Origin of the sequence: Synechococcus sp. CBW1002, from assembly GCF_015840915.1 — a bacterium.
In the GTDB taxonomy this organism is placed as follows: Bacteria; Cyanobacteriota; Cyanobacteriia; order PCC-6307; family Cyanobiaceae; genus CBW1002.
Genome location: NZ_CP060398.1, coordinates 1517098 through 1536660, shown reverse-complemented (window position 1 = coordinate 1536660; position 19563 = coordinate 1517098). Strand labels below are relative to the sequence as shown.

Sequence of the window (19563 nt, the reverse complement as noted above, 5' to 3'; positions counted from 1 at the left end):
TGCACATCTCACCGGTGGTCTTCCGTTGGATTGTTCGGCCAGGATTCGATTTTGCCGTGGTCTGATCTGGGAATCGTGAGTGTAAGCATTCAGGGGTCGGGACAGCACGCGGCGAACATCGTCTCTGCTGAACCCTTGACGGCGTCCTGATTCCCGTTTGCATCTCAGGCAGAGACTGCTTGAGATGGGCGCCCCTCCTGCTGGCATTTCCGAGGTGGACTGGTTGTCGTGGCCAGCTGGTGCCAGGGAGTTCATTCTGGCTCAACAGGAGGAGATGGTGCAGCTCCGCGTCCAGCTCACCGCCCTGGCGACCGAACTGGCCCATCTGCGCGAGCGGATCGGCCGCAGCTCCCGCAATTCTTCCAAGCCTCCCTCCAGTGATGGCCAGGGGTTTAGGCCGCCCGAACGACGCAAGGGCAGTGGCCGCAAGCGCGGCGGCCAGCCGGGCCATCCCGGATCTGGGCCGGAGCTGCTGCCGATCGAGCGGGTGGATGAGGTGGTCGAGCACCACCCCCAGGCCTGCCGCCGCTGCGGCACGTTGCTACAGGGTCAGGATCCCGAGCCCTTGAGGCACCAGGTGATCGAGATTCCACCGATCACGCCTCTGGTGATCGAGCACCGGCTGCACCGCCTGGTCTGCCCCTGCTGTTCCACCAGCACCTGTGCCTCGTTACCGGCGGAGGTGGAAGTAAGCCATTACGGTCCCCGGCTCAGTGCTCTGGTGGGTCTGCTGGGTAGTGCCTTCCCGTTGAGTTTCAGCAAGACCCAGGCGCTGCTGGATCAGCTGCTGGGGGTACAGATCAGCCGGGGAGCGATGGCCACTATCCGCCAGCGCTTGAGTGCAGCACTGGAGCAGCCCATGCAGGAGGCCCTTGCGTTTGCCCGTCAGCAGTCGGTGGTCTATGTCGATGAAACCGGTGCCCCCACCGGTAATGCCGATGGGGGCAACCCCGATGGCCGGCGCGGCTGGGAGTGGGTCATGGTGACCGCCATGGGGGTGACAGTGTTCTTGCAGAGCCTGAGCCGCTCGGCTGCCGCCGCGATCGACCTGCTCGGGAATGCCTTTGGCGGAATTGTGGTGAGCGATCGCTTCTCCGCCTACAACCATCTCCCGCTGGAGCAGCGCCAGCTGTGCTGGGCGCACGTGATCCGCGATCTCACCGCCATCGCTGACCGTCAGGGCGCCAGCGGTGAGATTGGAGCGGAGCTGCTGGGCCTGCAGCAGCAGCTGTTTGCCCAGTGGCACCGCTACAAAGACGGAACGATCGACTGGTCCACGTTGCAGCAGGGCTGTCGGCCGATCCGCCAGGCGTTTGTGGGCACGCTGCAGCGGGTTGTGGAGCTGGGCTGCCAGCGCGGCGAGCGAACGCCGTGGGCCAAGACGGTGCGTACCTGCCATCAGTTGCTGCAAGTGAGCGATGGCCTCTGGACCTTCCTGGAGATTGAAGGGATCGAGCCCACCAACAACGCAGCCGAGCGTGCCCTGCGCCATTCGGTGATTCAGCGCAAGATCAGCCATGGCGTCCAATCCCGCCAGGGTGCAATCTGCCGCAGCAGGTTGCTCACGGTCACCACCAGCCTGCGGCAACAGGGCCGTGATATCTGGCAGTTCCTGGAGCAGGCCTTGATCGCCCATCATCGTGGCGGTGAGATGCCATCGCTGTTGCCGAATCCCTGAGCCGGCCGTCATCGATCGTGGTGTCTGTGGTCGCTTGGTGATCAGCGATCAAGGGCGGTGAATGCTGCGCGGCTGCGTCACGGCCCCTGAACGGATACTCGTGAGTTAACTGTGGTCAGAGCTTGTGCCTCAATTGGGGTGCAAGAAAGATCTTCATTTTGACCCAGTAATTGGTGTTCCCCTTGGAACGAAGCTTTGACAACTATAGGGTGTCACCGAGACTGGCATTTGAGTATGATGAATACACAGTATCTTGATTTAAGCTCATGGGGGGGCTTAAGTTGATAGACTGGTTCTTGAGACTTGGAATGGGATCAGTGCACGTTGTTGATTTGGTGCAATCCTAAGTCTCTACTTGTTGAGCAGGTGATTGTCTGTCTCGGGGTGTCAAAGATCTGTTGAGTGCACATCAGTCGCCAGCATGATATCAACGGGTTTGTTGCTGTACTGACGCCCCCCTATCCGGCGACAATCTGGTTGAGGGGCGCGCCAAACAGGTTGACCGCTCCTGAGGGGCTCTGCTGAATCCGGTTGCCATGCGCAGGGCACCGGCTCATGCCTGCTCCCCTCACCGCTCAACAGATTGCGCTGTACATGTCCAAACGACGAGCCGGCAGCCGCCAGGAGGTGGCTGCCGCAGCGGCGGGCATTTCGGTGAGCAGTGCCCACCGCATTGATGCTGGCCGCCTCCAACCCAAAGCCGCCAAGCCCCGTGGCCGGCGGCGGCCCGATCCATTGGCTGAGGTCTGGGAGCCCCTGTTGCTGCCGCTTCTGGAGCGCCATCCAGCCCTGACGCCCACCACCCTGCTGGAGCACCTGCAGGAGCAGAAGCCAGATCAAGACTGGAGTTCGCTCAAACGCACCCTGCAGCGGCGGGTGCAGCAGTGGAAGGCCTTGCACGGTCCAGCGCCGGAGGTGATGTTCCCGCTGGCCTACCAGCCTGGAGAGATCGGCTTCTGCGATTTCACCCGGCTGAAACGGGTGGCGATCACCCTGCGCGGCGAACCATTTCCCCACCTGCTGTTCCACTACCGCCTGGCCTGGAGCGGCTGGGCTTATGGGCAACTCATCCATGGTGGCGAGAGCTTTGTCGCCCTTTCAGAAGGGCTGCAGAACGCCCTGGCCGCCTGCGGTGGGGTGCCCAAGGAGCTGCGCACCGATCGACTGTCGGCCGCCAGCCGCAATCGGGATGGCAGCTACGCCCTCGACATCACCCCCCGCCACCAGGCGCTCTGCGCCCACTACGGCCTCAGTGCCAGCCGCAATAACCGCGGCGTGGCTCACGAGAACGGCATCGTCGAGGCGCCCCACGGCCATGTGAAACGTCGGCTGGAGCAGAAGCTGATCCTGCGCGGCAGCTCCGATTTCGAGGAGCCCGCCGAATACGCCCAGCTGCTCGCTGAGGTGTTCCGTGCCCTCAACGCCCCCCGCCAGTGGCGTTACGAGCAGGAGCTGGAGCACCTGGGGCCCCTGCCGGCCTTCCGCTTTGCCGACTACGAGCTGCTCACAGTGCGGGTGCGCAGCACCAGCACGATCGAGGTGCGGCAGGTGATCTACTCCGTGCCGCCCACCCTGATCGGCCGCCAGGTCATGGTGCGGCTGCACCACGACCGGCTGGTGGTGTTCCTGGACAGCGACTGGGTCTGCCAGCTCCCCCGCCTCTATGGCGCCTCTGGTGGCAAGCGGGCCTGGTGCATCGATCTGGAGCACCTGATCGACGCCCTGCGGGCCAAGCCCCGGGCCCTGCTCCATTGCCGCTACCAGCGCTACCTCTTTCCTGATTCCCGCTGGTGGGACTTCTGGCAGCAACTCCTGGTCGGCGGTGACCGTGACGCCGCTGCCCGGCTGATGGTCGAGGCCCTGTATGTGGCGGTGCGGGTGGCCTCCTATGCGCTGGTGCTCGCCTTCCTGGAGCAGGCCCAACGCCGCCAGACCCTTTCGCTGTCGGCTCTGCAGCAGCGATTCCGCGTTCCTCCCCGTTGCCAGAGCCTCCCCGATCCCGCCATCCCCCAACACCTGCTGGCTACCTATGACCACCTCGTCCCCATGCCCGCGCTCTGCGGCGGTGGAAGCGGCGCTGCCGCTCCTGCTCAAACAGCTGAAACTGGCGCGCTTCCGCAGTCACTGGCAGCCGCTGGCCGATCAGGCTGATGCCCAGGGCTGGAGCCCGGGCCAGTTCCTCTACGCCCTCTGTGAGCAGGAACTGGAACAACGGCAGATTGCCCGCCAGCAACGCCTGCTGCGCGGTGCCCATCTCCCGTGGCAGAAAGGTCTCGATGGCTTTGACCACCAGCACCTCGAGCCCCACCACTGGCAGGAGCTCCAAGGCCTGACGCGGCAGACCACCTGGCTCCTGCAGGCGGAGAACCTGCTGCTGTTTGGTCCCAGCGGTGTGGGCAAGACCCACCTGGCCATTGCCATCACGATGGCAATGGCGGCGCAGGACCAGGCCTGCCGCTTCTTCCCGGCCACCACGCTGGTGCAGCTGCTGCAGAAGGCCAAGGCGGCCTACGACCTGCCGGCGATGCTCCAGAAGCTCGATCGCTATGCCCTGCTGGTGATCGACGACATCTCCTACGTGCGCCGCAGCGAACTGGAGACCTCGGTGCTGTTTGAGCTGATCTGCCACCGCTACGAGCGGAAATCCCTGCTGGTGACCAGCAACCAGCCGTTCCGGGAGTGGGACGACATCTTCCCGAGCGGATCGATGACCGTGGCCGCGGTGGACCGGTTGGTGCACCACTGCCACATCATCGGGATCAAGGGCGAGAGCTACCGGCAGAAGGCAGCTGCCGCAAGGGTTTCCAAGGATTCCAGCAACCCGCCAACGTAATTGACGCGGACGTCATGGCCGCCACGATCAACGGCAACACCGGCCCAGCCCGGCAAAACCAAGGCGGCGACACGAAAACTGGCCCTCTCGCCATGAGATTGAGGCCAGAACCACAACTTGATTGACGCGCCACGACAGCCATGGGCACGATCGAGGCCCCATCAGGATTTCAGGCCTGGTGCCGCAGCAAAATTCAACCGGCTCACCGGTCAACCTGATTGGCACAAGCCATCAACCTGATTGACACGGGACACCCCCCCCCCCCTCCCCCCCCGCCTCTGCCAGGAAGTTGTCACCCTTGTGATCAGTACACCCGGGGGCTTGAGGACATGACCAATGCGTCGTTACAGCGAGGCCGTTAAAGCTGATGTGAGGAGGCGGATGAGTCCGCCTCACAGGCAGAGCGTGGCTCAGATCTCAGTGGCGCTGGGCATCCATGTCGTCACCCTCTACAACTGGAGGAAGGCCTGGCGGTTGCAGGGAGAGGTGGTGCCGGCATCCGAGAAGGAACCAGAGGGCTGGAGCGCTGCCGACAAGTTCACGGTGGTGATGGAGACGGCTGGCTTGAACGCCACAAAACTCAGCGCTTACTGCCGAGAGCGAGGACTGTTTCCTGAGCAGGTGGAGCGTTGGCGGCAGGCCGCCCAGGATGCCAATGACAAGCCAGTGCTCACCTTGAAAGAGCAGAAGGAGCTGGAAAAGCTCCGAGCCCAGGATCAACGGGAGATCAAAGCCCTCAAGAAAGAGCTCCAGCGCAAGGAGAAGGCCATGGCGGAGATGGCGGCCTTGCTGGTGCTGCGAAAAAAGTGGGAAGCCTTCTGTTCGGAGGACGCGGAAGGCTGACCAGTGAGGTGGGTGCCTTTTATTGGACAGTTCCGGCCCCTGACATCGTTAACCCAGGACGGGTGGAACATGGTTCGGCCTCAGTGTAGACCGCGTGGGGAGTTTTGCCTCCAAGGGAACTGTGAGGTCTTACATGGCAATACCGCCACAGGAAGCGGGCCAGGCTGATTTCAGCGTCCCAGCCATCGCTGTATGCCCGTAGGTAGACCTCCTCGTACTTGACAGTCCTCCACAGCCGTTCAACAAGGATGTTGTCGTAGCACCGCTTTCTGCCGGACCAGCTGATCTGGATCCGCTCCCCTTTGAGTCTGGCCACAAAGTCAGCGGACGTGAACTGACAGCCTTGATCGGAGTGGAAGATCTCTGGCCTACGGCCGCCTCCCAAGGCCATCTCCAGGGCCTCCAGACAGAACTTCGTGTCAAGGCTGTTGGAGAGCCTCCAGCTGAGCACATGCCTGGAATGGAGATCCATGATCGCCACCAGATAGAGGAACCCTTTCTGCAGAGGGATGTAGGTGATGTCGGTCGCCCAGACCTGATCCACCGACGTGACCTGCGTGAGGTCCACCAGGCAGGGGAACCGCACGGACGGATCACCTGGAACCGTCGTCCGGGGCTTCTGGTAGATCGCCCGTAATCCCATGCGCCGCATGAGGTTTCGCACTCGATCTCGGCTGATCGGGATACCATCTTGGGCCAGATAGTCCACCATCCGGCGGCTGCCGCTGCAGGGATCCTCCAGGTAGAGAGCATCGATCCTGGCCATGATCCGCAGCGTCGATACACGGACCGGTGTCGGCCGGTAGTACAGCGTGGATCGAGGCAGCCCCAGCAGCGCACACTGCCTGCTGATGCTGAGCTCGGGGTGGTCGTGATCGACCAGCTTGCGCAGTTCACGGGCATCAGAGCAGTTGAGACTTTTTTTTGAGCCACTCCAGCTCCATCTGCAGCCGTCCGATCTGCTGGAACAGCTCCGCCTCCTTGGCCTGCCCCTCCTCCTTGTCCTTGGTCTTCTTGCCTCGGGTGAAGAGCTCGCTGGCACCGTCCAGGAGCTGCCGCTTCCACTGGCTCACCTGGATCGGGTGGATGGCGTGGTCGGCGGCGATCTCCTGGATCGTCTTGCGGCCACTGATCGCCTCCATGGCGACCCTGGCCTTGAACTCGGGGCTGTGGGTGCGGCGCTTGCTCATCGGTGGGAGCCCCTTTCAGGGGCGGTACCCCGCCTCAGAGGTTAACGATGGGGCCTGTCCAGAAAAGCCAGACCACCTCAGTGTCGGCCGGTAGTACAGCGTGGATCGAGGCAGCCCCAGCAGCGCACACTGCCTGCTGATGCTGAGCTCGGGGTGGTCGTGATCGACCAGCTTGCGCAGTTCACGGGCATCAGAGCAGTTGAGACTTTTTTTTGAGCCACTCCAGCTCCATCTGCAGCCGTCCGATCTGCTGGAACAGCTCCGCCTCCTTGGCCTGCCCCTCCTCCTTGTCCTTGGTCTTCTTGCCTCGGGTGAAGAGCTCGCTGGCACCGTCCAGGAGCTGCCGCTTCCACTGGCTCACCTGGATCGGGTGGATGGCGTGGTCGGCGGCGATCTCCTGGATCGTCTTGCGGCCACTGATCGCCTCCATGGCGACCCTGGCCTTGAACTCGGGGCTGTGGGTGCGGCGCTTGCTCATCGGTGGGAGCCCCTTTCAGGGGCGGTACCCCGCCTCAGAGGTTAACGATGGGGCCTGTCCAGAAAAGCCAGACCACCTCAGCCATCAGGGCCTTCCGCGTGGAATCCCACCTTGCTGAGTACCGACCCAAAGGGCGCTACCGCTGGCTGGCGGAAGAGGCGCCCTACCTCGCCCACCATCGTCACTACCGACGCGGTCGTCGTCCAGTCCGGCTACGTGTTCGTCGTGAGGCAGCCCTGTCTTTGATGGACCGGGACGATCGGCACTCGGGCGGGAGCGACAGACCTCAGCTGACGACCGGACGCACTGCTGAAACCGCAGGGGATTCGACGATGGTTATCTCAGCCGGCCCAATCTCTCGAGCCCTCTGGATTCAACTTTCAGACCTTGCTTCTACCTCCCGGCCTTTGCAAAGGAATGCCCTAGACGAAGGATTGCTGGCCATGCGCAAAGAGAATGCCATTCACAGACCCGCCCACGCCTCTCAGCCCTACTTCCGCCGGCTCCAACCTGCGCCTTCTCACAACAAGGGAGAAGGACCAAACCTTCTCACAGACCTTCTCACATCCAAGCCTGAGGGCACATGAGACTCACTGCAGTGCAGGCAGTTTGACACATCAATCGAGAAGCTTCCCAAGCTGAACGTCGCCGGTTCGAGTCCGGTCACCCGCTTCTGGTCCAGGCCTGAGATTTGCTGACCCGCCGACGATCATCTTGCTTGGTATTGGCTGGCAGCATGCCAGATCTTGACTGCGGATGACATGGGATGCCCGCCATTGGCGAAACCTTCTCACAGGGTTTCTCACCGCTGGGTCATTTCATGGCCTGATCGACCGTCCTTGATCGGTCAGAATCGCAGCAGTGGGTCGACCGAACCGGTAGCGCCCCTGCGAGTGGTGTAACTCAGGAGGTCCTGTGACCCTTTCAGGAGGGTGATCAGGAGCAGTCAGGGGATGACTGCTTGGGAGCTGATTGCGCAGCTCCATCGTTCCACTATGAACCCTGATCGCTGAATGTGCAACTCAGCGATCGAGGGGATTCGTGTAGATCGAGGAAGGAGTTGGTGCGTTTCAGCTCATGGCTACTGCCGCCCGCTTGGCCGGATCACCATCGGTGGGCTTCAACATTTCCTCGAGCTCGGGGATTTTGGCCATGGTGGCCTCGGAGAAGAAGCGGCGGCGCTCCAGCTGCCATTCCTCCTGCTGCTCCAGCAGCTGACTGCCCACCAACCGCACGATCGCGGCGTCATTGGGGAAGATGCCGACCACGTTGGTGCGGCGTTTGATCTCCTTGTTGAGGCGCTCGAGCGGGTTGGTACTCCAGATCTTGCGCCAGTGCTCCTGGGGGAAGTGCAGGAAGGCCAGCACGTCGTCCCGGGCGGCTTCCATCACGGGCACGGCGCCGGGGAACTGCTTGCGCAGCATCTCGGTGACCTGCTGCCAGTGGGCTCTGACCTGCTCAGGCTTCTGGATCACGAACACCGCTTTCATCGCCGCCGCCACCATGTCCTGGCCAACCTTTGGGACATGACTCAGGAGGTTGCGCAGGAAGTGCACTCGGCACCGCTGCCAGCTGCTGCCCTGGAACATGCGCTTGATCGCGGCTGTCAGCCCCAGGTGGGCATCCGAAATCACCAGCCGCGTGCCAGTCAGGCCACGCTCTTTGAGTGAGCCCAGGAACTGGCGCCAGAAGCCCTCGGCTTCGCTGTCGCCCACGGCGATTCCCAGTACCTCGCGGTAGCCGAGGGCATTGATCCCGATCGCCACCACCACCGCCCGGGAGACCACCTGCAGGTTGCGGCCCAGACGGCCGTGAAGGTAGGTCGCGTCGAGGTAGACGTAGGGGAAGCTGGCATGCTCCAGTGGCCGGCCCAGAAAGGCTTTGACCTGCTCATCAAGGCCCTGGCAGATGCGACTCACTTCCGATTTGGAGATGCCGCAAAGTCGCCGCCCAGAGCCTCCACCAGGGCGTCGACTTTGCGGGTGGAGATTCCGCCGGTGTAGGCCTCCATCACCACGGCGTAGAGGGCCTTGTCGATCCGCCGTCGGGGCGCCAGCCAGTCGGGCAAGAAGCTGCCCTGCCTCAGCTTTGGGATGGCCAGGGTCAGGTCGCCCACCTGGGTGGTGAGCAGTCGCCTGCGGTAGCCGTTGCGGTGCGTAGAGCGCTGATCGGGGCAACGCTCGTGGAGTTGGGCTCCGGTGAGCGCGGAAACCTCGGCCTCCAGCAGGTCCTGAAAGCCCCGACGCACGATCTCCGGGATCAACGCGCCAGCGGTGGTGCCCTCCATGAGCTGTCTCAGCTCGGAGGCGCCACTATGGGAAAGGGTCATGGTCTGTGTTCGGTTTGGTGGTAGTGCTCCGAACAGGGTCACAGACCGGCCCACCCATTGCCATAACAGAGAACTGAGGGAGGCGAGCCGTCAGCCCCGGCTACGCAGGGGCTGCTCCTCCTGAGTTACACCACTCCACGGGACGCTGCTACCGAACCCGAGGTCTGGTAAGCGACCTAAGTTGAGGTAACGCTCTCCGCGTAGCGGTTGGCCCCCGGCATGCCCCAGACCATGTCGGAGATGATTAACCCCTCGAGCGGCTGCTGGTGCTGCTGCTTATGTTCGATGGCCAGGATGCCGACCCAGGAGTGGCTGAGCAGGAGGAAGTTGCTTGCATCGAGGGCAAGGGCCTGGCGCACCTGCTCCACACCTCATCAACGAAGCGCTCGCTCTTTCAGAGATCGGGATGGTTGAGGTGGGTGCTGTGATGCGAACCCAGCTGGTCGTAGCAATGGAGCTCAATGCCCGCCTGAGGCAGAACACTGTCGAACACCTCGAAAGTCTCACAGGTGCAGCCCGGTCCGCCATCGAGCAGCAACAGCTTGATGGTGGGACTGGTGCCGCTGCGCCGCATCCACACCTCAAAGGTGCCGGGGGCGGTGCACACCGGAATCCGGAGCACGCCAGCAGGACTCGGATCGGCATCAAAAGCCATGGACACTCCCGGGGATAGGCAGTGGTTCGGGAAAAGTCTGCGCCTCAACCCTCGAGGCGGAAACCGGCGGGATCCGGCAGGGCTTGCCAGGCCTCGATCTCCAGGGCGTAGGCGGCATGACGCTGGATCGCATCGTCCATGAGCAGCGCCGCCCGGATCAGCATCTCCGGGTTCAAGGAGAAGCCATGCATCGCCAGGCCGGCGGTGATGCTGTGCAGCGCCGCCAGCTGCAGGTCATGGCGTGCCTCGCTGAGCGGATAGTCGCGCACGCCACGCTGCACCAGCTCCCGGTGCCAGGCGAGAAGCAGCTCCTCGTGGTGGCTGCCCAGCCGCTGCACCTAGGGGGGCGGTTTGGCGTTCACGAATGCTCAGGTAGGCCGTGCCTGCTGGCCGTGGCGAATGGCCACGGCCCGATACTCCGACTTGGGGGCATCGGCTCGCAAGGTCGCCAGGTCCCGGTACATGGCCGCAGCCTGCCTGCCAGAGGTGAACGAAAGGAATTCTCCTTCCACCTCGAAGCGCCACCAGTGCCGCTCACCCCCCGGCACATGCAGAAGCGTGCCTGCTTCGATCGGCTGCTCCTGATGCCCCAGGCCGAACACCACCGGCCCCCTGATGACGAAGAACGTTTCATCCCAGGGATGGCAATGGGGTGCCGGTCCGGTGCCATTGTTGCCGCTGGTGTAAAAGGCCTCGAACGCCTGGGCCTCGTCTCCCGAAATCAGGGCCTGGATGTCAAATCCTGCAACCCGGTTGGGCGCTGGCCGTTGCGAGGGCGTAACGATGCGCGCACAGGTCATGGTGATCAGCCCTCTGGTCCGTTGAACCTGGTGCAGCCGGCAGCTGCCGTCAAGCGGATCGGCAGAACGACTCAGGGCGGCATCAGCGTGACGGCCTGGCCGTGACGGCGGTCCGAAGGCACTCGCTGATTTCTAGGGTTCCCGGCGACGAGCCTGGAGCCTGGGTCAATGACCGAACTGCACGCCCGGCTCAGGGCCTTCCTGCGCCACCGGCGGATTCAGCTGAACGTGGTGGCCTCCAACCCCCGCCAGGGGGGCACGATGCTGCTGATCGCCCTGGGCTGCGCCCACTTGGCCGAAGGACACCAGGCGATCGGCCTGGTGAATGAGCCCGGCAATCTCGGGGTGCTGCCCGGCTGTCGTCACGACCAGGCGGATAATCCGCGCCGCGACGTGGATATGGAGCGGCTGTTGCTGATCACAGCCCAGCTGGCCTGGCTGCAGTGGCGCCTGCGGCAGCAGATGCGCACCGGCGGCTGTGAGGTCGGCTGGATCGAACGGCAGCGCGAACTGGCCCAGCGCCTGTGCCAGCCCAGGATCCATGACGCCGAGGGCCGCTACGACCCCGGCTTCGATACGAGGCTGCTGGCCGATGTGGAAGCTCTGCTGCAGAGCCTGGATGGAGGGGATGGCGGCCACCGGATCCCAGCCACCGAGCAACCGCCCCTGATCCTCACGGTCAAGGAGCACACCTACAACCGCAACGAAGCTGAGTTTCTGCGTCTGCTGACGCTGGTGCAGGAGAGCGGCGGCAGCCTGCTGTTCACCACAAGGCGGCCCAGCGACTGTTTCCACTCGTTTCTGCTGCGCCGCACCGTTCACTTTCTGAGCGCGGCCGGCACCATCACCAACCGGGAGATCGCCGCGGTGGTGAGGAGGCTGCTGCCCGCAGGGCCCGAGGCCGCTGATCCGGGGCCCGCGCTGGAGGATCTGGAGCGCTGGGCAACCGCCGGCTTCAGCAGCAGCGGCGACCGGATCGATCGGCAGCGCCTGCTCGCCTTTGTGGGCAAGGCGCCCGGCGACAGCATCGCTGCGGACGATCTCCAGCAGGCGGGCCAGCGGATCTGGGCGCACGGCCTGGACATCATCCAGATCAGCTACGCCAACACGGAGCGCTACCTGCGGCTTGCCCGCGAACGGCTGCCCGCTTCCACCAATCTGGTGGATTTCGACGCGCTGCTGGAGCAGCCGGATGCCACGCTCAGCGCGCTGGCGCGGACGATCCCCTGGATTCAGGCTTTTCGCAGCCGCGACTGGGATCCCGAATGCCTGAGGAACGTCGTGAACATCCCTGAAGCCTTCGTGCTGCCGGGCAGTGAGATCGAGCGCAACGTGTGGTTCAAGGACACTCTCTGCGCCACGGGCATCCGCCCCCGGACGGATCGGCAAGACGGGCTTGAGCTGCTGCAGGTCCTTGACCCTCAGGCCGCGGCCGACCTGGAGCGCGCCCATCAAGCCGTGCTGGCCCTTGGCTGAGGCCCCCGGCTTCCGGACGCTCAGCGCGGCATCAGGGTGACCGTCTGGCCGGTGCGTACCGACTCCACGATCGCCTCGGCGATGCGCAGACCCTCGATTGCCTGGCTCAGGGAAGCGGTGGCCGAGGGGATGCCCGAGCGGGCTGCGGTCACGAAATCGCGCAGTTCCTCCCGCAGGGCGCCCAGCACCCGGCCCTGCCGCTGGGGCCAGAGCAGCCCGTCGGGGCAGTGCTGCCGCTGCTCGCCCCAGATCTGCAGGGGACCATCCAGCAGGCGCAGCTGAGCGGTGCGGCGCGTTCCCACCACGGCCAGCTCGGCATCGATCGTGCCCTGCCACGTCTCCGTGATCACGTTGGCCGGGGCCTGGGCAGGCACGAACCAGCTGGTTTCCACAATCCCCACGCAGCCGCTGGCGAACTGGATCAGCGCGAAGCAGCCCTCAGGGGAAAGGTGGCTCCCGAAGCGCCGCTCCATCGCCATCACGCGGCTGGCCTGGCTGCCGCTGAACCAGAGCAGCAGGTCGATGTCGTGGATCAAGGTTTCAAACACGGTGTGGGCCCGATCGGCCACACCCTCAAACCAGGCGGCGCTGCAGTTGCGCTTCGCCCGCAGCGACACCAGCTCACCGAAGCCCCCCGTCGCCAGCTGCTCCTGCAGCAGGGCATGCTGCAGCTCGTAGCGCAGGATCAGGCCGGTCTGCAGCAGGCTGCCGGAAGCAGTCGCTGCCTGCCGCAGCTGCTCGGCCTCCTGCCAGGAGGCCGCCAGGGGTTTTTCGATGAACACCGGCCGGCCAGTGGCCACGGCCTGAAGGCCCTGGCTGCTGTGCTGTTCATCGGGGGTGACGATCACGAAGGCATCCAGATCCGGATCAGCGAGGAGCTCTTCGGCTGCGCTGTAGCGCCTGGGCACCCGATGCCGATCGGCCACTTCGCACCGCCGTTCGACGTTGGTATCGGCGATGGCCGCCAGTTGCACCTCTGGGAGAGCAGCCAACACCGCCGCGTGGAGCTGGCCGAAGCGGCCGACACCGAGCAGTCCGACCCGCAAGGGCGCAGAAGCGTCGATCACAGAGAGCCGCGGAGATCCGGCACCATCCATCAGCGCCATGCTCCTGGCATTCGCCGGTTGGTGCCCCTGCCGCCTCAGGGTGCGGAGACCGGAACGATGTCGACCACCAGAGCCCGGGCTGGGGTGGTGCCCTGATTGCGCCACCAATGGCTGACACCGGTGGCTTCGAAGACCGCCTCTCCAGGGCCGATCACCCTGGGGGTGAACCCGGGGCCACGCCATTCCGTCATCTGGCCCGCGAGGATGTAGGCCACCCCGGGGCGCTGGTCATGGCGGTGCAGGGTGATGCTGCCTCCTGGGGCAATGGTCAGTTCCCGCAGGCGCAGCTCCCGCCCCAGCAGGGCGCGGAAGTCGTGATCGAGCGGCTGGCCGCCGAGGCGCCTGACCGCCACCCCCACCTGGGCAGTCGGAGCTCCCGGCGCCGGTGCCAGCTGTTCGTGACCTGGAGCCACAACGGGAACCTGCTGGCTGAGGGCCGGAGCGCCGCTGACGACCAGGGCTGCAACGGGCAGAAGCGCGGCGTAGAAGCCGAGCGGGCATGCTGGTTGGATCATCGAACCTGCTTCCAGGCAAAGGGCCGCAATGCCCACTGTGCCGGGACCCGGCAGCCTCGGGACGCAGGCTGCGCCGCCGCTGCGAGTGCCATGACTCCGGGATGCTCTCGTCAGGCCGTATGGAAGCTGGGGGCCAGGCCGTACACCGGCGTATCGATCCCAGCCAGCCGCGCCTTGAGCTGCAGGGCCAGATAGAGGGAGTAGTGACGGCATTGGTGCAGGTTGCCGCCGTGGATCCAGAGGTTCTCCACCTGGGTGGGCTTCCACATGTTGCGCAGTTCCCCCTCCCAGGGGCCCGGATCCTTGGGCGTCTCAGAGCCCAGCCCCCACACCTTGCCCACCTTGTCGGCGACCTCCGGTGAGATCAGCTCCGCCAGGTAGCGGTTCATCGAGCCATAGCCGGTGGCATACTACACCACCAGATCGGCCTCCAGCTCACTGCCGTCATTGAGCACCACCGTCTGGGGCGTGAGCCGTTCGATCTGCACGCCACTGCGCAGCTGGATGCGACCATCGGCCACCAGCTCCGAGGCGCCCACATCGAGGTAGTAACCCGAACCCCGCCGCAGGAACTTCATGAACACACCGGAGTCGTCGGCACCGAAATCGAGCAGGAACCCGGCCTTCTCCAGGCGCGCATAGAGATCGGCGTACTCGACGCGCATCGCGTCGTAGATCGGCTTCTGCCACTGGGGCAGCAGCTTGTAGGGAATGGACGCGATCGTCATGTCCGATTGCTCGGCGGTGATGCCCTGGGCCACGGTGCGCTCCGAATAGACATCGGCGAAGCCGTACTTCTCCAGCGCAGGCACCGGCGCGATCAGCGTCGAGCTGCGCTGCAGCATCGTCACCTGGGCGGCTCCGGCTTCCCAGAGGGCGGCGGCGATGTCGTGGGCGGAGTTGTTGGAGCCCACCACCACGCAGCGCTTACCGCGGTAGGCATCGGGGCCGGGATGGGCATTGGAGTGGTGCTGATCACCGGCGAAGCTCTCCGCCCCCGGCAGCGACGGCATCAGCGGATAGCCCGACACACCCATAGCGAACACCAAGTGGCGGGGGCGAAGCACCACCGGCTGGCCATCGCGCTCGGTGCTCACCTGCCAGCGACCTTCAGCCGGATCGAAGCGGGCACTGCGGACCGGCGAACCACCCCAGACGTTCAGCCCCATCACGCTCACGTAAGCCTCCATCCAGTCGGCCAGCTGATCCTTGGGGGTGTAGAGGGGCCAGCCCTCGGGGAAAGGGAGATAGGGGAAATGGCAGTAGTGAACGGGATCGTGCAGACAGAGGCTCTTGTAACGGCGTCGCCAGTGGTCACCCGGGCGGGGCTGCTTCTCCAGCACCAGGGCCGACACCTCCAGGTGACGGAGACGGGCGGCGAGGCTCAGGCCGGCCTGGCCGCCGCCCACGATCACCACATCCGGTTGCTCCGTCACTCCCAGGGCCTGCCGCTCCCCCTCGCGGCGCTCAGCCCACGACTGCCGCCCGGGATGGACGCCGTGCTGGGCGCCGGCCGGCCGCCGCTCGCGCACCCGCTCCTCGTGGCCCTTCAGTTCATCGAGGGCGGTGAACAGGGTCCAGGCGCGGCCATCGCGCAGGCGCAAGTGGCCGCTGCAGCGCCCCACCCGCGTTTCGAAACCGAACCAGGCCTCCACCCGGCCGCCGGCCTCGCTGGCCTCGCCCCTGAGCTGGAAGCCATGGGGCGCCACATCCGCCAGGCGGGCCGCCAGCATGGCCGCGATGGCCTCGGGCCCCTCCTCGGTGCGGAGGTTCCAGGTGAACGCCACCAGATCGCGCCAGAAGCATTCCGGGCCAAACAGCGCCACCACGGCCTGGGGGTCGCCACCCGCCAAAGCAGCCGCGAACGAACTCAGCCACGCTTCGGCAGTGGTCGTGGGAGACGGGATCGGCGCCATTGAGAACGGAAGCGGGATGGACCAAGCCTGAACCGCCCCGCTGGTGAGATCGCCCGATGCAACCGTTCCACACAGTGGGGAAGGCGACGGATACCGGCTCCATGCCGCGGATACCCTGGCAGGCCTGAGGCCGGGGATCTGGGCACCATCGCCAGCCGCGCCCGATCGAGCATCGCAGGCTTCGGCATTGGCCCTGAGCCCACTCCCCGCACGGTGGCCACGCCGCCGCCGGGGCCGGAGGAGCAGCTGGTGGCCGAAACCCGACGGATCGAGGCGCTCTTCGCCCGAGAGAAACCCTTGGCAGCGGAGACGAGCATGGCGAAACGCCACCGCCCGGACAACCTGGCGCTCAGCCCCACAGCTGCACCAGTACCTCCCGCTGGCGCGGGCCATCAAGCCCCACCAACAGCACCGCCTGGTAACCCCCCAGCCCCAGCCGACCCGCCACCACCGGCAGGCTGAGGTGGTTGCCCAACAGCAGGGCGATCAGGTGGCTGTGGGCGTTGCGCGGCTCATCCGGGGCGATGTCGGGCCGCAGGTGCAGATCGTTGTGCAGCCAGGGCCGATCGGCCGGAACCAGCTCCAGGAAGAAGCGTTCGATATCGGCCAGCAGCCGCTCCTCGTTCTCGTTCACCACCAGTGCCGCCGAAACCCGACGGGTGGTGGTGTGCTGCCCGGCCGCCACCAGCAGGCCGTCACCCAAATCGGCGCGCTCCACCAAGGGCCTGAAGCGCGGCGGTGATGTCGTGGCAGCGGAACGGGCCGGCGGTGACCAGCTGCAGCCGGTGGGTGAGCAGGGTGGCCATGGGATGTCGCTGGTAGGCGGCATCCTCACCGGGGGAAGGCCGCGGCATCGCCGGCACGACGAGCATGGACCAGGGTTATCACAGAGAAACCGGAGAACCGCACGATGTCGCAGACCGTTCGCGTTCCTGGTCGTGCCTGCCTGCTGGGTGAACACTGCGACTGGTGGGGAGGAGCCAGCCTGACGGTGCCCCTGGAGCAGGGCATCCGGGTGAACGCCAATCCCGCCGAACGCGGCCTGCACCTGAAGACAACGCTTGAGGGCCAGACACTGGAGGGGCACTGGCCCATCGATGGCGGCGTCGATCCCGCAGGAGGTGCCCTGCGGTTCGTACCGGCAGCCGCCGCAGCGCTGCGAGCAAGGCAGATTGCCATCCCTGCCGTGCAGCTCACGGTGGAAGCCGATCTCCCCGCCGGGAGGGGGTTGTCGTCATCGGCGGCGTTCTGTGTGGCCGTGCTGGATGCCCTGGTCCGGCACGCCGGCTGCCGCCTGGAGGGTCGGGAGCTGGCGGCGCTGGCCACCCATGTGGAACGGGATCTGCTCGGCGTGGCCTGTGGCCCCCTCGATCCGATCGCCTGCGTGTCGCGCGAACCGATCCTGCTGCGCTGGGGGAACGACGGAGCCGTGTCGATCACAACGATCCAGCCGGCGCAGACCCTGCATCTGGTTGTGGCCTCTTTTGCAGCACCGCGAAACACAGACGCCATCCTGCAGGCGTTGCAAGACCACGCACGCGGCCAGGCAGCGTCAGACCTGGATCCCCAGGCGGTTGCGGCCGTGCGGGCAGCCTTGGCCACCTTTGCCGCTGAAGCCGAACAAGGAGCGGTGGCCCTGCGTGGCGGCGAGGCCACGGGCCTCGGGCGGGCGATGGATCGCTGTCAGCAGGCCTATGACCACATGGCTGCGCTGCTGCCAGCCCTTGCACGCCCCGGCCCTGGCGCGGGCCGTGCAAGGGTTGAAGGCGGGCGGAGCGCTGGGGGCGAAGTTCAGCGGAGCGGGCGGCGATGGCAGCGTGATCGCCCTCTATCAGGACCCCCACGCAGCCCGAGAGGGGCAGGCGTGGATGGGTGGGCTGGAGGGCGTGCAGGCCTGGATCTGCAGGATCCAACGCCGGCCTGGGGCTCATGCAGCGGCAGCAGGCTGACAAAACCAGCGCGCGCATCATCGGCTGGCTCGATCTCAGCCACCCCGTGCCGCAACGGATGTGGGAGCGACGGCTGCGGGGCCATCGGGCCATGGACTATGCGCAGCTTGCAGATCAGCTATCGATGGCAAGAGCCTGGTCGAAACCTTCTCACAGACCTTCTCACATCCAAGGATGAAGGAGCATGAGACTGACTGCGGCACAGTCAGTTCAGCCCATCAATCGAGAAGCTTCCCAAGCTGAACGTCGCCGGTTCGAATCCGGTCACCCGCTTCTAGTCCAGGCCTTGAAAATCTCCCGAGAAGCCAGTCAGGCACTGGCTTTAGGAATTCCAGCGGCTGACCGCGCCTGACAGGCCGTGCCAGGGTGTAGGCCCAAACATCTCACCAAACGTCTCACATGGCGCCGACCCGTGAATGGGAGGGGACGTTCCGAACCGTGCTCCCCATTCCATGGCAATGCGATCAGGTCGATGAAATTCGGGATGCAGTTGTCTATGTGTTTAATGAATTTCAGAAGGGCGTTGATCCGGATCTCTGCGTAACTCGCATCCACCGGCCGCACCATGCTGGAACCGGTGCGAGATCAGCTGCAGAAGCTCTAGTGTGCCGTCCCGGAGATCTGCGAGCAAAGTCGCTGGAGCTTCTCCAGGATTGAATCCGCTGTGGCCGTCCAGTTGAACGGCGCCTTGGTCTTGTTGTAGGCCGCCACGAATTGCTCGATCTTGGAGATCAACTCCTTGACGCTGGAGAAGCTGCCGCGTCGGATCGCCCGCTGGGTGATGATCCCAAACCAACGCTCCACCTGGTTGATCCAGGAGGCGTAGGTCGGTGTGTAGTGCACGTGGAAGCGGGGCCGCTGCGCCAGCCAGGCCCTCACCTTGGCGTGCTTGTGGGTGCAGTAGTTGTCGACGATCAAGTGGACATCAAGCTCCTCGGGGACCGACTTCTCGATCTGGCGCAGGAACCCCAGGAACTCCTGATGCCTATGGCGGGGCTTGCATTGGGTGATCACCTCGCCTGTTGCCACATCCAGAGCAGCGAACAGCGTGGTGGTGCCGTGGCGGATGTAGTCGTGGGTGACGCCCTCCACGTAACCCAGGCCCATGGGCAACAGCGGCTGGGTGCGGTCCAGTGCCTGGATCTGCGTCTTCTCGTCGACGCAGAGCACCATCGCCTTATCCGGAGGGTTCAGGTACAGGCCGACGATGTCGCGGACCTTCTCCACAAAGAACGGGTCGGTGGAGAGCTTGAACGACTTCTGCCGGTGGGGCTGGACCGAGAAAGTCTGCAGCCAGCGGTGAACGGTGGTTTTGGAGATGCCGGTGGCAGCCGCGAGGGAGCGCGCAGACCACTGGGTGCTGCCATCGGTGGGCTTGGTCTGCAGTGCCCGGTTGATCACCTCCGCCACCGTGTCGTCCTCGTAGGTGCGAGGCCTACCCGGCCGCAGCTCGTCATGCAGGCCCTCCAGGCCCAGCTCCCGGTACCGCTTGCGCCACTTGCCAACGGTCATCCCCGTCAGCCCCATCCGTTTGGCGATGGCGGTGTTGGTCTCGCCGGCACCGCAGGCCAGCACGATCTGAGCGCGCTGCACGATCGAATGCGGCAACGACCGGGAATTTGCAAGGGCCCGCAACTGCTGAACCTCGTCCTCGCTGAGGACCAGCGGAGGCATCGGACGACCAAGCGCCACAAGGCACCTCGGGTGACACTCTCGATTCTAGCTGTTATTTCCGGGACGGCATACTAGGAGTTCGCTGAAAAACCCGGCCACCTCTGCGAGAATGGGCCAGCTG

General features: G+C 65.0%; 20 protein-coding genes and 2 pseudogenes. 7 read left to right on the top strand and 15 right to left on the bottom strand.

Translation table 11 applies throughout. The features are described 5' to 3' along the window. Nucleotides 1–184: 184 nt before the first annotated feature. The 4 genes from H8F24_RS07300 (at nt 185) to H8F24_RS07290 (ending at nt 5354) form a co-directional block, all read left to right on the top strand. Nucleotides 185–1678, top strand: a complete 1494-nt coding sequence (locus tag H8F24_RS07300) for an IS66 family transposase (protein WP_197154297.1) — start codon at nt 185–187, stop codon at nt 1676–1678. 555 nt (nt 1679–2233) lie between these two features. Further along, nucleotides 2234–3829 (top strand): IS21 family transposase, encoded by a 1596-nt coding sequence (istA, locus tag H8F24_RS19380; RefSeq protein ID WP_231597800.1) that lies wholly within the window; start codon nt 2234–2236, stop codon nt 3827–3829. Further along, nucleotides 3744–4511, top strand: coding sequence for an IS21-like element helper ATPase IstB (gene istB / locus H8F24_RS07295; RefSeq protein WP_231598236.1), 768 nt, complete (start codon nt 3744–3746; stop codon nt 4509–4511). The genes istA and istB overlap by 86 nt, the downstream gene beginning before the upstream one ends. 381 nt (nt 4512–4892) lie before the next feature. After that, complete coding sequence (locus tag H8F24_RS07290; protein ID WP_231598170.1) at nt 4893–5354, top strand: hypothetical protein; 462 nt, start codon at nt 4893–4895, stop codon at nt 5352–5354. Nucleotides 5355–5373: 19 nt separating this feature from the next. Here H8F24_RS07290 and H8F24_RS07285 read toward each other — a convergent pair whose 3' ends face one another. From H8F24_RS07285 to H8F24_RS07255, 8 genes and pseudogenes are all read right to left on the bottom strand, one after another. Continuing rightward, on the bottom strand, nt 5374–6207 hold the full coding sequence (locus tag H8F24_RS07285) for an IS3 family transposase (protein WP_231598221.1): 834 nt from the start codon (nt 6205–6207) through the stop codon (nt 5374–5376). Between the two features lie 49 nt (nt 6208–6256). Further along, on the bottom strand, nt 6257–6544 hold the full coding sequence (locus H8F24_RS19375) for a transposase (protein WP_231597691.1): 288 nt from the start codon (nt 6542–6544) through the stop codon (nt 6257–6259). 190 nt (nt 6545–6734) lie between these two features. Then, entirely contained in the window at nt 6735–7022 is a 288-nt protein-coding gene (locus tag H8F24_RS07280) for a transposase (protein WP_231597691.1), read from the bottom strand. Nucleotides 7023–8092: 1070 nt separating this feature from the next. Further along, nucleotides 8093–9351: pseudogene (locus tag H8F24_RS07275) on the bottom strand (IS256 family transposase). Nucleotides 9352–9527: 176 nt separating this feature from the next. Continuing rightward, entirely contained in the window at nt 9528–9719 is a 192-nt protein-coding gene (locus H8F24_RS07270; protein WP_197171586.1) for a hypothetical protein, read from the bottom strand. A gap of 26 nt (nt 9720–9745) precedes the next feature. Further along, nucleotides 9746–10006: a hypothetical protein gene (locus tag H8F24_RS07265; RefSeq protein WP_197157471.1), complete on the bottom strand. Its 261-nt coding sequence runs from the start codon at nt 10004–10006 to the stop codon at nt 9746–9748. A gap of 44 nt (nt 10007–10050) precedes the next feature. After that, the gene (locus tag H8F24_RS07260; RefSeq protein WP_197157469.1) at nt 10051–10344 is read right to left on the bottom strand and encodes a hypothetical protein; all 294 of its coding nucleotides are present in this window, start codon (nt 10342–10344) and stop codon (nt 10051–10053) included. A 30-nt stretch (nt 10345–10374) separates the two neighbouring features. Then, nucleotides 10375–10806 carry a cupin domain-containing protein gene (locus tag H8F24_RS07255; protein ID WP_197157467.1) on the bottom strand — a complete coding sequence of 144 codons (432 nt, stop codon included), beginning with the start codon at nt 10804–10806 and terminating at the stop codon, nt 10375–10377. 168 nt (nt 10807–10974) lie between these two features. Between H8F24_RS07255 and H8F24_RS07250 the strand changes: the two genes are divergently transcribed. Next, nucleotides 10975–12282: a hypothetical protein gene (locus H8F24_RS07250; RefSeq protein WP_197171584.1), complete on the top strand. Its 1308-nt coding sequence runs from the start codon at nt 10975–10977 to the stop codon at nt 12280–12282. 20 nt (nt 12283–12302) lie between these two features. On the opposite strand, the gene H8F24_RS07245 is transcribed toward H8F24_RS07250, so the two are convergent. From H8F24_RS07245 to H8F24_RS19370, 6 genes are all read right to left on the bottom strand, one after another. After that, nucleotides 12303–13349, bottom strand: coding sequence for a Gfo/Idh/MocA family protein (locus H8F24_RS07245; protein WP_231598169.1), 1047 nt, complete (start codon nt 13347–13349; stop codon nt 12303–12305). Between the two features lie 74 nt (nt 13350–13423). Continuing rightward, complete coding sequence (locus H8F24_RS07240; RefSeq protein ID WP_197171580.1) at nt 13424–13903, bottom strand: cupin domain-containing protein; 480 nt, start codon at nt 13901–13903, stop codon at nt 13424–13426. A 110-nt stretch (nt 13904–14013) separates the two neighbouring features. Then, nucleotides 14014–14292 carry a hypothetical protein gene (locus tag H8F24_RS07235; protein ID WP_197171578.1) on the bottom strand — a complete coding sequence of 93 codons (279 nt, stop codon included), beginning with the start codon at nt 14290–14292 and terminating at the stop codon, nt 14014–14016. 21 nt (nt 14293–14313) lie between these two features. Next, the gene (locus H8F24_RS07230) at nt 14314–15819 is read right to left on the bottom strand and encodes an NAD(P)/FAD-dependent oxidoreductase (RefSeq protein WP_197171576.1); all 1506 of its coding nucleotides are present in this window, start codon (nt 15817–15819) and stop codon (nt 14314–14316) included. Nucleotides 15820–16168: 349 nt separating this feature from the next. Further along, nucleotides 16169–16537, bottom strand: a complete 369-nt coding sequence (locus tag H8F24_RS07225; protein WP_231598168.1) for a secondary thiamine-phosphate synthase enzyme YjbQ — start codon at nt 16535–16537, stop codon at nt 16169–16171. Next, on the bottom strand, nt 16515–16691 hold the full coding sequence (locus tag H8F24_RS19370; protein WP_231598167.1) for a hypothetical protein: 177 nt from the start codon (nt 16689–16691) through the stop codon (nt 16515–16517). The genes H8F24_RS07225 and H8F24_RS19370 overlap by 23 nt, the downstream gene beginning before the upstream one ends. A gap of 38 nt (nt 16692–16729) precedes the next feature. Here H8F24_RS19370 and H8F24_RS20145 point away from each other — a divergent pair. Together H8F24_RS20145 and H8F24_RS20140 are read left to right on the top strand one after the other, a co-directional pair. Continuing rightward, nucleotides 16730–17149 (top strand): annotated as a pseudogene (locus H8F24_RS20145) (galactokinase family protein); the annotation flags it as partial. Further along, nucleotides 17085–17768 (top strand): hypothetical protein, encoded by a 684-nt coding sequence (locus tag H8F24_RS20140; RefSeq protein ID WP_370594731.1) that lies wholly within the window; start codon nt 17085–17087, stop codon nt 17766–17768. The pseudogene H8F24_RS20145 and the gene H8F24_RS20140, both read left to right, overlap by 65 nt. Nucleotides 17769–18368: 600 nt before the next feature. Here H8F24_RS20140 and H8F24_RS07215 read toward each other — a convergent pair. Beyond that, nucleotides 18369–19460 (bottom strand): IS630 family transposase, encoded by a 1092-nt coding sequence (locus tag H8F24_RS07215; protein ID WP_197169690.1) that lies wholly within the window; start codon nt 19458–19460, stop codon nt 18369–18371. Nucleotides 19461–19563 lie beyond the last annotated feature (103 nt).